The 12528-nt window shown below is 43.4% G+C and carries 11 protein-coding genes and 1 pseudogene; 5 read left to right on the forward strand and 7 right to left on the reverse strand.

What is annotated here, in order from left to right; translation table 11 throughout:
• Positions 1-39: 39 nt before the first annotated feature.
• Positions 40-1140 carry an alkane 1-monooxygenase gene (locus CS022_RS17775; protein WP_201746315.1) on the reverse strand — a complete coding sequence of 367 codons (1101 nt, stop codon included), beginning with the start codon at positions 1138-1140 and terminating at the stop codon, positions 40-42.
• Between the two features lie 348 nt (positions 1141-1488).
• On the opposite strand from CS022_RS17775, the gene CS022_RS17780 reads away from it, so the two are divergent.
• Together CS022_RS17780 and CS022_RS17785 are read left to right on the forward strand one after the other, a co-directional pair.
• Positions 1489-2517: an AraC family transcriptional regulator gene (locus tag CS022_RS17780; RefSeq protein ID WP_129123407.1), complete on the forward strand. Its 1029-nt coding sequence runs from the start codon at positions 1489-1491 to the stop codon at positions 2515-2517.
• A gap of 59 nt (positions 2518-2576) precedes the next feature.
• Positions 2577-2981, forward strand: coding sequence for a GFA family protein (locus CS022_RS17785; protein WP_129123408.1), 405 nt, complete (start codon positions 2577-2579; stop codon positions 2979-2981).
• A gap of 48 nt (positions 2982-3029) precedes the next feature.
• Here CS022_RS17785 and CS022_RS17790 read toward each other — a convergent pair whose 3' ends face one another.
• A complete protein-coding gene (locus tag CS022_RS17790) occupies positions 3030-3287 on the reverse strand; it encodes a hypothetical protein (RefSeq protein ID WP_235869581.1) in 258 nt (85 codons plus the stop codon).
• A 265-nt stretch (positions 3288-3552) separates the two neighbouring features.
• Positions 3553-5490 (reverse strand): PilZ domain-containing protein, encoded by a 1938-nt coding sequence (locus tag CS022_RS17795; RefSeq protein ID WP_161569666.1) that lies wholly within the window; start codon positions 5488-5490, stop codon positions 3553-3555.
• Between the two features lie 604 nt (positions 5491-6094).
• Between CS022_RS17795 and CS022_RS17800 the strand changes: the two genes are divergently transcribed.
• Both CS022_RS17800 and CS022_RS17805 read left to right on the forward strand, forming a co-directional pair.
• The gene (locus tag CS022_RS17800) at positions 6095-6889 is read left to right on the forward strand and encodes a lipase secretion chaperone (protein WP_161569667.1); all 795 of its coding nucleotides are present in this window, start codon (positions 6095-6097) and stop codon (positions 6887-6889) included.
• 183 nt (positions 6890-7072) lie between these two features.
• The gene (locus CS022_RS17805; RefSeq protein ID WP_129123411.1) at positions 7073-7420 is read left to right on the forward strand and encodes a TraR/DksA family transcriptional regulator; all 348 of its coding nucleotides are present in this window, start codon (positions 7073-7075) and stop codon (positions 7418-7420) included.
• 27 nt (positions 7421-7447) lie between these two features.
• Here CS022_RS17805 and CS022_RS27790 read toward each other — a convergent pair whose 3' ends face one another.
• Complete coding sequence (locus tag CS022_RS27790; RefSeq protein ID WP_328590406.1) at positions 7448-8482, reverse strand: methyl-accepting chemotaxis protein; 1035 nt, start codon at positions 8480-8482, stop codon at positions 7448-7450.
• Positions 8483-8556: 74 nt separating this feature from the next.
• Positions 8557-9069: a hypothetical protein gene (locus CS022_RS26595; protein WP_235869582.1), complete on the reverse strand. Its 513-nt coding sequence runs from the start codon at positions 9067-9069 to the stop codon at positions 8557-8559.
• Positions 9070-9345: 276 nt separating this feature from the next.
• Here CS022_RS26595 and CS022_RS17815 point away from each other — a divergent pair.
• Positions 9346-10937 (forward strand): annotated as a pseudogene (locus CS022_RS17815) (ABC-F family ATPase).
• Positions 10938-11022: 85 nt separating this feature from the next.
• Here CS022_RS17815 and nudC read toward each other — a convergent pair.
• Both nudC and CS022_RS17825 read right to left on the reverse strand, forming a co-directional pair.
• The gene (gene nudC / locus CS022_RS17820) at positions 11023-11961 is read right to left on the reverse strand and encodes an NAD(+) diphosphatase (RefSeq protein WP_201746316.1); all 939 of its coding nucleotides are present in this window, start codon (positions 11959-11961) and stop codon (positions 11023-11025) included.
• A complete protein-coding gene (locus CS022_RS17825) occupies positions 11951-12307 on the reverse strand; it encodes a winged helix-turn-helix transcriptional regulator (RefSeq protein ID WP_129123413.1) in 357 nt (118 codons plus the stop codon). Before CS022_RS17825 ends, nudC begins: the two co-directional genes overlap by 11 nt.
• Between the last annotated feature and the right edge of the window lie 221 nt (positions 12308-12528).

A 12528-nucleotide genomic window follows, 5' to 3' on the forward strand; every position in this document is an offset into this window, starting at 1 on the left:
AGGCGTTACTGGCGCTATTAACGAATTGCTGCGAGAACGTCATGTTCTCGCCGCTGCTACCAATTCAGATATGCCACTGACTAAATTGGCATCATTCGCCAGCTTTTTCTCTTCATCACTCGCGTACACACTGTCCCATTCAAGTACCTTAGGTGACATCACTTTGTGCCACAGAGGCGGTATGAGAGTGAGCAAAATCGTGGATAGGTAACCACCAAACATCATTGGCGCATCATGCATAGGTTTCAGGTCCTGATAGGGTACCTCACCTTGTGCATGGTGATGGGAATGTCGAGTGAGGTTAAACATTGCCCATGAGCTAATACGTTTGTTAGTGTTCCATGAATGGTGCGGCTTTACTGAAGTCTCAGGGTTTCTAACCAGCCCGTAGTGCTCCATATAGTTGACTATCTCTAGGAGTGCTTTTCCACCTGCTGCCAATGCGAGGAAATATAGGCCAGACTGAATACCTCCCATCCATGTCACGCCAGCTAACAGGCCTACAGACATCAGATGTCCTCTCAAAAAGACATTGTGGTAGGAAAAAAGTGACCTTTTCTTTCTTTTTAGTCGGATTTTCTCTATCTCCCAAGCGCTCACGTTTCCGCGCCATGTCGAAATAAGAATATGTGCATAAACATTGCGTCCGCGAGGCGCTGTGGCGGGGTCTGAAACGGTTGATGCGTATTTGTGATGGCCGTATACGTGTTCGATAGAGAAAATGGTGTCAAAAGTGAGTGCCAACAGCCACCGCCCTATAAGCAAAGATGTCTTGTCCCATGTGCGATGAACAAGTTCATGGGCAGGTATAGTTGCCATCATGCCAATCATCAGAACCGTAACAATGAATGCAGCAACCAATTCGAATGAACTCAGATCTGCTCTGGTCTCAAACAAGTCGACTCCAGTGCTGGAAAGAAGCCATTGGCCAAACCCAAGCAGGTCGCTGTTGCTGAACATCCAAATTGAGAGAAAAGTAATAAAGTAAATAAGGGGGAGCGCAAGCCACAAGTTAATGGTGAGTATACCGGGTGTTTTGTATTCAGGATTTGTTGTGTCATCGCCTAAAAGCATGTCGCCGACACTGTAAAAAAGAATGATCGTCGTTGCGCCGATGATTATATATTGCCCACCAAGCATCAGACATAAAATTGCTATTAAGCCTGTGATATGAAATGAATAAAATTTTAAATAATGTAAAGCTTTCATTACTTCCTCCCTTAATTGGGCTGTATTTTCAGCCTATTTACTAAAAAATTATGAATGCGTGTTTATTCGATTTTTAATGAGTCTCTTCAGATACTTATTGTCTCGGTTTTAATAAAAATATAATTAATTACGTAATTTCAATTATTTCTACGTGAAAAATCTCAGGAACTATTAATACTAAAGTTGGGTGTATCAATTGCAGTTTAAACAATAACAACGGATGTTCATTGCAGGAAGGGCAATTCTTGACAGAACAAGAGCAATAAATGACATGATATTATGAATGAGAAAAACGCTTATTTTCCAGTTACTTATCTTTTCTATGTGATCGAGCATCTCAAAAGTATGGGAGCAAATATAGACGGCACACTAATTAGATATGGTATTGACCCAAGCATTCCAGAAGAAAGTAAAATGATATTGACGTCAACAGTATTTTGTAAGTTGTTGGCAGATTTATTAGAAGTGACAAATAAAGAACAGTTAGGGCTTTTAGTCGGCCAGAGGATGAGGCTGAACGCTCACGGTATATTAGGCTTTGCTGCAATGAACTGTCAAAATTTCTGGCAAATTTTGACGCTGGCGGGAAAATTCGTATCGGCAAGAACAGGACACATATTTTCGGTTGAGTATGATATTGACGGAGATGATGTCAAAATATATATAAACACCTATGTTAATGATGAGAAATTAAAACGGTTTTTGACAGAGGCATTTACAGCTGCGCTGTACAACGTGATTATGGCTGTTTATCCTGATGAGCAGCCAGAATTATCAATTTACTTTGGCTTTAAATACGACAATTATGACGCTGTTGAAAAGCAGGTTTTTTCATGTCCGGTATATTACGATGAGAGCTTCACCTCGACTTACATTTTGACTTCTAAATCGCAAATGGAGAGCAAACTTATCTCCGCATACCCAGGTAGCTTTGAAGAGGCTACAAAACTGTGCGAAAGAGAGTTAGATGATTATGTGATGTCGCCCTCTTTATCCGATCAAGTGAGAAATCTCATTCAACGATCAAGCAACAATTTACCGAGTTTGGTTGAAATTGCGTCGAAATTTCACATGTCATCGAGAAGTTTCCATCGAAGATTGCAGGATGAAGGCACGACGTTCAAATGCATCATTGAGTCAGTACGCTATGAAAAGGCCATAAAAATGTTACGAAACGACGTTTTGAGCATTCAGGAGATCGCCTACCAGATTGGGTATAGTGATGCGGCAAGTTTTCGACGAGCATTCAGGCGATGGGAAAACCAGTCACCCGCAGAGTTTCGTGCTGCATTGAAAAAGGAGGTTTGAGTCCTACAAAGACACCGTTTTTTCGGCATAGTGATTTACTTGATGAAAGCGGAGGTGAAATGACTCGTTATATTCATGAAGTCGATGGTGTTGAGGTCAAGCCGATACACAAAGCAACGTGCCATTGTGGGTCAGTTGAGTTGATGTTCAAGATGCACAACGGTTTGGTAGATCTGCGCCGTTGTGATTGCTCAATGTGCAGAAGGCGAGGTGCTGTTGTGTCTTCGGTTGCTTTGGATGATATTGAGATAACCAAAGGCGAAGAATATTTAACGCTTTATCAGTTTAACACCCATACAGCTAAGCATTACTTTTGCTCGAAATACGGTATTTATACCCATCATCAGCGCAGGTCTAACCCGACGCAATACGGCATCAATGTCGCGTGTCTGGAAGGGATCAATGCATTGAAAATTGAGGGTGTCCCAACGAATGATGGTGTTAATCATCCCGCAGACAGATAAGCGATAAAAAGCCACAACATTGTTGGGTAAGGCTGTGGCTTTGTTTTCTTAGACAGCTTCACTCATAGGGTGAAACTGTTTACGATTTTTATTCAGTTCAATCGAGTAGGCCGCAAGGAGTGTGCTGAGATCGTTGAGGTTGACTTCAACAGTATGTTGTTTGTCGAGATTTTCCACGACCTCTTTCCTAAGGCGAGCTAGCACTTCTCTCATTTCTTCTGTGTCTGTATTGATACCCATTTTCACCACTAACCAAGCACCTGACGTACACTCATAAAAGTTTTTGCGAGGGCGTTTTCCATTCATTTTAGTTATTGACTGCCGATGATAAATACATCATTTATCGATAGATTTACTCGGCAATCAGTTAGAATGCTATCATTGTAACTCAATGAATAGAAAGCCGTTTTTCCAGCTAAGTGAAGGTTGATTCAAATTTGTTCGGTTAATCTACAGAGTTTCAAAGGCATCGTTGAAAAGGCATTCAAAAAAAAGATGTGTGAGTATTTGGGATGGCATAAATCTAACGTTTTGTGCAGGTTGCAAACTATGCGGTAGGTAACCTTTCACCTCAATGTAAATTAAATCTAATCAATACTTCTTCTGTAATGTCCGTCAATGTGCCCGCTAGGCATACTTGCTCAAGCGAATGTTGAAGACCACGTTTTTTGCTCGCATTAAGCTGAAGTTTTCCCCACAAATTCCTATCCATAAAAGTGAAAAGGCTGGGGGTGTGATAAAGGTGGTTCCTAACTGCGATAAATGCGCCATTTCTTTTAGCGAGTTTAACAAAATTTGCTCTTTCCTCTGTTGTTTTCAGGTCGGTTTTGCATCTGATGACAACACGGTTTTGTCCATTTCCCTGCTCTAAGATTGCCACGTAAAGTTCATCATTAACCCCTGACAACGAGCCCTTCTTTGTCATCATGTTTTTCATCAACTCATAAAAGTGGCGATGAAAGATAGGTTTGAGTGTCAGTGATTCTGTCTGATCATTAACCTTGAGTATTTGATTGAGAAGAGGCGCGAGAGACGAAATAAGAAAGCCATAAACCGTCAGCTCAGTTGATGATTTTTGCAAAAAGTAGTGCGCAGAAGTCAGTGAGTGAGCAAAGTAGTGCCGTAACAAGGCTGCGAAAGGTGATTGAACATCAGTTTCAATAAGTTCGATATCATCGATACGGGTTGGCTTTCGTGTGAATGGCGATAATTGACTGGTATCCGGGTTCGTCGTGCGCTTGCAGCGATAGTCATCTGCCAATACTGAAAAAGTGAGATCATGAATAGTAATGATATGGCTTAGCTTATCCCTGTCCGTATTTGTGTTTGATGGCGGAAGTTGTGCAAGCGAATTGAGATCAAGACGAAAGACTCTCCATGTTGGTGATGATGCGCCAAGTTGACAAAGAAGAGCATGTAAGTCAGGTGATACCTCTTGAGAACTTGCTGTCACAAAGTACTTCGTTGTTCCTTTTGTTTGGGTATAGGTGAAAACATGCAGTGACTGATGTTTTGCTAAAAGCGACAAACGCTCAGGGCTTAGGAGCTGATTGAGCATATGCTGTTCGCCGTCATGCCAATAGTCCCAGATATGCTTATTTTTACTATTTAACATCGCGTAGCGAATAACACTTTGCTCAAGAAAAATGGGTAATGCAGCAGAGCCATTCACAACGCTTAGTTGCATTCCAGCATGCTGAATCGCGTCAAGTTCGTGATCTGATTGTGTTGATAGCTTTTTGTCTATTTGGCGGGATCTTTGAGCGAGTATATCGTTTATCGCAGGAATTTGAGTTTCAGCTTTTAACCCGATCTCGATGAAGTGTTCACAATGCATATCTTTCTTTATACGAATAATTTGGTATTTGATGCCTTCAGCGAGTTGTGTATAGCCACTTTCCTCTGCCAGTTGGGTAAACCTGACGGTAATGGTATTGCCAACTCGGAACGAGAATGCGCTGGCGGCTTTTACGCGTATTCCTGATGGTGACAGATCGAGTGTTTTTCCATGAACAATACTCCCGTCGTCCAAAAGAACAGTGACTAGGCTGAAGACTTTATATCGAGTTTCTGACCGCCTAAAAAGAGTGCTGTTCTCGAAGTAGTGAGCTGCCAACTGATCCTTGTTGAGACCATTTGAGCGGCCTTTTTTATCTTTCAGTCGCTTTAATTCACATTCGGGAGGCTGCAGCTCTTCCCAAAGGCCAAGTGTTAGGTGGCCTTTATAGAGTTTGATTCTCTTTCTGTAGTGGTTGAGTGCCAAATCATCCACCCAGCAGATCTTACCGTGCAGCTTGTATTTTCGAACGTCACCGGGCACCTTTCCACGAAGATCTATCTCCCTGTCGCAGGGCTTCATTCTTCTACTGATTTCAGAGCGGATAAAGAATTTGGTTGGAGTATCAAGATCCGTGGAGAGCTTTTCAAGCTCAGCACCGAATGCCCCAGTATTGAAGTACGGGAGCAGACTTTCTATCTTTTTTTCGACCTCAACACTCGATTGACTCATTTGATGTTCACCCCGAAAAGGTCGCATAAAAGCCCCCACTAAAAACTGTAACTACAACCTAAAAACTCTCAACTTTAGCCATGTGAGTATTTTTATCTGCGTCTATCTTTTTGCTTCTCAAGAATTGTAGCGATAAATAGCACCTATTGTGTGTCTTTAATTGTAGTCATATGAGCAAGTTACTTAGGCGATTAGAGGCTGTGGCTATTCAGTTTGAAGAATCATCGCTGCTACTAGTGCAACCGGAGAGTATCAATAAACTGACGCTAACCATTCCGAGTTTAATAGTGGTAAAGCTCATATAAAACCTCCTTGTCAGAATTATGTCTCTAATAAAGAGCGATCTGAGTAAGGAATATTTCGTATTTTTTACAGTTAAATGTTCCGTTTCATTCATCACGAACCATAAATGATTAGAATCATGGCATTTTTCGTATTCAATATGATACGAACGGGCAAATACTGACATCAACCAATTCAATGTCTTGTGTGTTTGCTAGGAACATTCTTATAGTTACCTATGAGTAGATGCTAATTGAAGAGGCTCAGTGGACGAGTGAGAAATGTTTTATTGATTTTTGTTGGATTGGTTTTCATTACTATTTTGTCTTTTTTTCTAACAGAAGATAAAGGTGATGACAAATATGTTGCTCCTTCGCAACAAGATACTCAGGTGGATATTGGTTCCAGTCGCGATCTTTTCGAATATTTTCTTTCTTCAACGGGTGAGAGAGATCTGAGTGATATTAAAGAACAGTTCGATAAATTCATCCTTGAAGGCGGCTATCCCATTCCGGGTCAGCAAGAACTATTCGAAAAATATGTGAATTACAGAAATGCTATGTCCTCAATGACTGCTGATGAGGAGCCGCAGATGTCATTGAGTTACTTTGAAGCGCTTTCCAAGCAAATGATTGAGCTTCAACATAAACATTTTACCGCTGAAGAGGTCGAGCAGTTGTTCGGTGAGGAGAACGAAATAAGAGACTTATCGCTCCAAAAGCGTCGGTGGTTGGAAGATGGTCTCTCAGCAGATGAAATACAGCAGCGTTGGCAGGATGAAGTCTCACAGTTAGCGCCCCACCTACAAAAAGCCTATAAAAATGCTGATTTGTTGAGCAACCTTTCGAAAACAGCGGAGAAAGAAGGGCAGGAACGATTTCTGGCGCGTGAAGCGTTGGTCGGCCATGAAGCTGCTGTCCGTCTTGAAAAACTTGATAACGAGAGAGCCCAATTCAAGCAAAAGCTTGATGACTACCTAGTGAAGCGAGATGAGATTCTTCAAAACAACTCCGACTCTGAGAGTCAGATAAACCATTTAAGAAAGGAACACTTTACGGCGAAGGATCAGAAGCGAATACAAGCACTGGAAAGGATCCACGACCAAAAACAGAAATAAAGCTTGCTGTAATGCATGAATAGCAAGTTAGTGATCTCATCATCTCTGACCTACAATCAAGGAAGGTGATGACGAGAGTGAAATAACCTCTCTCATCACCTTTTCACTTCCGATTAGATGTCTTTCAACCCAGTGTGTATCCGATGAATATTGTGTTCACCGGTGTGGTAGAGGCAGACAAATATGAACGATTACAAAAGCATGCTCGATAAACTCAAAGCAGAGTTAGAGGATGAACTACTTCAGTTAGCTGAGGCCGCTCAAGAAGTTGTGCTTGATCAACAAAGCTTTGGTCGTCTGTCGAGAATGGATGCTATCCAACAACAAGAAATGGCAAAGTCCAATATGGTACATGTCGAGGACCGGCTGCGTGAAATTCATCATGCGCTTGAGCGACTTGCTGAGGACGACTACGGCTACTGTGAAAACTGTGGGGATGACATCTCTGAGGAAAGACTCCTCATTAAGCCGGAAGCGAAATTGTGTATTTCTTGTCAAAGCCTTTTCGAAAAAAAAGGCAGCATGGATTAGTCCATACTGCCTTGGCCACTACTTTTTTTACTTTTGTTTTGTGACTCTCGGTGGAGTCTTAAATTTCGCGATGAGTCCTTTGAGCTCGCCCGCTTCTGTTATCAGTGTTTCGCTAATTTTCGCTGTTGCGCTAACCGTATCATTCAAGTCGTGGCTGCCATGGTTCAACGCATCTCGACGTGAACTTATATTCGTCAGCTCGTTAATTTGAGAAGTCAGCGTACTTTCGACTTTCTCGCTGATATCATCGAGGCTATTGAATATTTGGTCCATGTTTGACAGGTGTCGGTGCAGGTCTTCAGTTGATGCCTGATTGCGGTTACTGGCATCAAGGCAGTCTTCCAGAAGGCTACTTGCCGAAGTGACTTGCTCTGATAAGTCATCTATCCAGCGTCGAATTTGTCCGGTAGACTCTGCCGTTCTCAGGCTGAGGTTTCTAACTTCATCGGCAACAACAGCGAACCCGCGACCTTGTTCACCTGCGCGTGCTGCTTCAATGGCCGCATTCAATGCAAGTAGGTTGGTTTGTTGTGCAATTTCTTCAATGACGTCCATTACACCGGTTATATTTTCACTGGTGCTGGTGAGAGCCTGTATGGTGGTAGAAACTTGGGTAATTGACGCGGCGCTGTCGCGAATAGAGTCCGACGTCTCAACCATTTTCGATTGAATGGTTTGATTACCCGCTACGGCCTCTACGATATATTCACGAGTGCTGTGCACGGAGCCATTGATGTCGTTGACTGTATTTTCCATTACCGAAATGGACTGTGCCACCTCTTCAATCTGCTCTCGAGTCGTATGAGTGACTTTTTCAACTAACTGACTCTGCTGGTTGAGAATGTCACTGTGAGATTCAAGTTGGTCACTCTTATATTGGATGCGGCTGACGAATCGTCCGAATTTATCTAAGAGGCTGTTAGATGCTACAGCTACCGCTGATACTTCATCTTTCTGGTCATCATTGAGGCGGACCGTCAAATCTGATGCTGCTTCAAGCTCTGTCAGGGCTTTAGCTATACCATCAATGCGAATAACGACTGCTTTGCGTAGCCAGAACATCAGAAGAGTCACGATAAACAGCGCAACAACCGTACCGATGATAATCAACCGTGCCTGATAGTTGAGGAAATTAATCAAGCTGTAGGCGCTTTGCTTAGCTTCAAGATCGCTCTGCGTGACTTTATCGTTAATCGCCAACAAGATAGGGTCAAGCGCAGTGTAGAGTTTAAAGTCGACGACCCGGCCAGCATCGTAGTAGCTTTTGCTTGCCATGCTTTTTCCAGATCCTCAAGATACTGGTCAAATGCGTTCCTTTGATCGTTAATACTTAACAACCAGTCTGCGGCACCTTTGTTTGCTGCCAACCGAGTCCAGTTTTCGTTATAACTCAGCTTCAATAAATCGTATTGCGTCTCGACTTCGTTCCAGAACAGAAGCTGGGCTTTTATTTTTTGCGATAAGTCTGCGATGGCTCTGTGGTCTTTTTCAAGGGCTGTCAGCAAAAGAAGCTCTGGGAGTTGCTCATCAAGGTAAGCAGTCGATGCGTCTGCGGAACGAGCCGATACCCAAACTGACGAAGCGCCAAGCCCAACGACACTGAGGGTGAAAAACAAGTACGCTATTAATAGACGTTGACGTACAGTCATGAGGTAATCCTGATGGTGTAAAAAACAATTTCGCGCACAGGCTAAAAAGATAAAGTTAAGCTTTTATTACAAGTTATTGATAAGGCGAACTAAAACTTGAGGCGATAATAAAAACGTATATCAGTACGCATTTCCTTCATTTGTCCATTTACTTGTCTATATGTACCTTGCGAGCCAAGACAAGGTATCTACACTTACTGCCAATCGCTTGAACAAAAAGGTGATTACCTGTAGTCTTCACCCGCTTTTTATCCCATCAATTTCAGGACACTCACTTTGATTAGTACAGCTAACATTACCCAACAATTTGGCGCGAAACCCCTGTTTGAAAATATCTCGGTGAAATTTGGCGAGGGTAATCGCTACGGTCTCATCGGTGCCAATGGTTGTGGTAAATCCACGTTCATGAAGATCCTGAGTGGTGAGCTTGAGCCATCCAGCGGTAACGTGAGTGTCGACCCGAATGAACGAGTTGCCAAACTGAATCAGGATCAATTTGCTTACGAAGAGTTCACGGTTGTAGATACCGTTATCATGGGCCACGAAGAACTCTGGAAAGTAAAACAAGAGCGCGACCGCATTTATTCATTGCCTGAAATGAGTGAAGACGATGGTATGCGTGTGGCCGATCTGGAAGTTCAGTTTGCTGAGATGGATGGGTATTCCGCTGAGTCTCGTGCGGGTGAATTGCTTCTGTCTGTAGGTATTCCTCTTGAGCAACATTTCGGCCCGATGAGTGAAGTCGCACCTGGTTGGAAACTTCGTGTGTTGTTGGCTCAGGTACTCTTTGCTGACCCAGACATCATGTTGCTCGACGAACCAACGAACAACCTGGATATTGATACTATTCGCTGGCTTGAAGAAACACTCAATGCCCGCAACTGCACCATGATCATTATTTCGCATGACCGTCACTTCCTAAATTCTGTATGTAGCATATGGCGGATTTGGACTACGGTGATCTTCGCCTGTATCCGGGTAACTATGACGAATACATGCTGGCAGCGACGCAGGCTCGCGAACGTTTACTTGCAGATAATGCCAAGAAGAAAGCGCAAATTTCTGAACTTCAGCAGTTTGTTGCTCGTTTCTCCGCGAACGCGTCCAAAGCAAAACAAGCCACATCTCGGGCGAAACAAATCGATAAAATTCAGCTTGAGGATGTTAAAGCCTCAAGCCGCCAAAACCCATTTATCCGTTTTGAGCAATCAAAAGAACTGTTCCGTAATGCGCTTGAAGTCGAAAACGTTGCGCAGGGGTTTGAAGAAACGCTGTTTGACCGATTCAACGGTATTTTTGAAGTGGGTGAGCGTATCGCCATTATTGGTCAGAACGGCGTGGGTAAAACAACGCTTTTGAATACCCTTGCAGGCAGCCTTGAACCAAAAGCGGGCTCATACAAATGGTCTGAAAACGCTAACATTGGTTACTACGCACAGGACCATGCCCATGATTTCGCCGAAGACATGAACCTGTTTGACTGGATGTCTCAGTGGAAGCAAGAAGGTGATGATGAGCAGGTGGTGCGCGGTTTCTTGGGTCGCATGCTCTTCTCGCAAGACGATATTAAAAAGTCAGTGAAAGTGATTTCCGGTGGTGAGCAGGGCCGCATGTTGCTGGGCAAACTGATGATGCATAAGCCAAACATGCTGTTGCTTGATGAACCAACGAACCACATGGACATGGAGTCGATTGAATCTCTGAACATGGCGCTTGAAGACTACAAAGGCACGTTGTTCTTCGTTAGTCACGACAGACAGTTTGTATCGTCGCTTGCGAACCGCATTCTAGAGATCCGTGATGGACAAATTCATGATTTCAAAGGTACTTACGACGAGTTCCTTAAATCAAAAGGCGTTGACGAATAACACTGCGAAGTTTTTAGCCATAAAAAACAAAAAGTCGCCACAGGGCGACTTTTTTACATCAGTTTTTTACATATGATCGCATCAGCTACAGCGTGCCAATATCACCACGACGCCAACTTGAAATCAGAAAGTAAGAGATCGAGTCCTTTGGCGGCATAATCAGAGTTCCTGTTGCTTCGACAGTATCTAACTCGTCTCTTGAATACCAGCGTGCATTTTCGAGCTCATCCTTTGTCGTATCAATCGCCTCAGTTGTTGCCGTCGCAATAAAGCCCAACATTAATGACGATGGAAATGGCCATGGTTGAGATGCAACATAGGTTGCGTCTGTGCAGTGTATTGAAGACTCCTCGTAAACCTCACGTATCACTGCTTCTTCAAGCGTCTCACCGGGGTCGACAAATCCTGCTAGCGTCGAATATCTACCTTTGGGCCATTTCGCTTGTCGGCCCAGCAGGCAACGAGTGACACCATCTTCAAAAGTCTTTTCTACCAACATAATGACCGCAGGATCTGTTCGCGGGAATGTCGGCTTGTTACAAGAGCTATTGGAGCATCGCCGCATATGGCCGCCTTCCTCTAACGTAGAAGGGTGTCCACATTTCCCGCAATAACCATTCTCCTGGTGCCAATAACAAAGTGCTTTGGCGAATGCCAATATTGCCGCTACTTCGTTTGATACCATGCGTTTTGCGTTTCTGACTTCGGTCCATTTTCCCATTGACGAGAGGTGTTGTTCCTCAAATGGAGACAGCTCCCAGCAGTCAATGGCAAAATAAGGTGCTCCGTTTTCATCCTCACCAAGAAAAACTAACTGGGATAGAGCAAGCTCAAAAAGGTCTTTTGCATGTAGTAAGAATGTATTGAGTTCACCTTCACCAGTAGCCAGCACCTGTCCTTCTTTTACCGCAATGAAGAGAGCGTTTGTGTCACTAAGTCGGCGACGTAACCAGTTATCGTTTTTTCGTTCTTTCGACTGCCTGTTGAGTGGCATTCCCGAGTACATTTGCATACTAATCTTCACTTCTTTCTTTGTTATTGTTGTTTTGAATATTGTCAGCCCAATGATAAGACCAATCGCCAAGTGGTTTGATGAAAGCCACCAGCTCATTACCTAGCTCAGTTAACTGATAGCCGTCGTCACTCGTGGACATCAATTCAAGGGCACGTAATTCTTTAATGCGATTATTGAGTAGAGTAGGAGAAATATTTTCGCAGCGTTGCTGTAATTCTCTGAATGTCGCAGAGCCGAAACTGAGCTGCCAGATAATACCTAGCGCCCAGGTTCTTCCCAGTAAATCAAACAAAGCCATAATTGGCTTACCAGTTTGCGACCCTCTAACTGGCGAATTAGGGTATGGAATAGACATGTGGGTTCCTCACAGTTTCGCTTAGCGTATCATGCTACATAATATGTAGCAAACCTATGCAGGTACTGGTATCGGAGGGAAAACGTTCAGTGAGACAAGTTTAAAAGCCCCAAAAAGGGGCTTTTGGAAGAATTACTTAATGTCGTTGACTAACGAATTGAACTGGTCAATTTGCTCGGCAACCTGAGCCACACTCTGTGACCAGAAGTCGGGTTTTCGTA

Origin of the sequence: Veronia nyctiphanis (assembly GCF_004116385.1) — a bacterium.
GTDB classification, from domain to species: domain Bacteria; phylum Pseudomonadota; class Gammaproteobacteria; order Enterobacterales; family Vibrionaceae; genus Veronia; species Veronia nyctiphanis.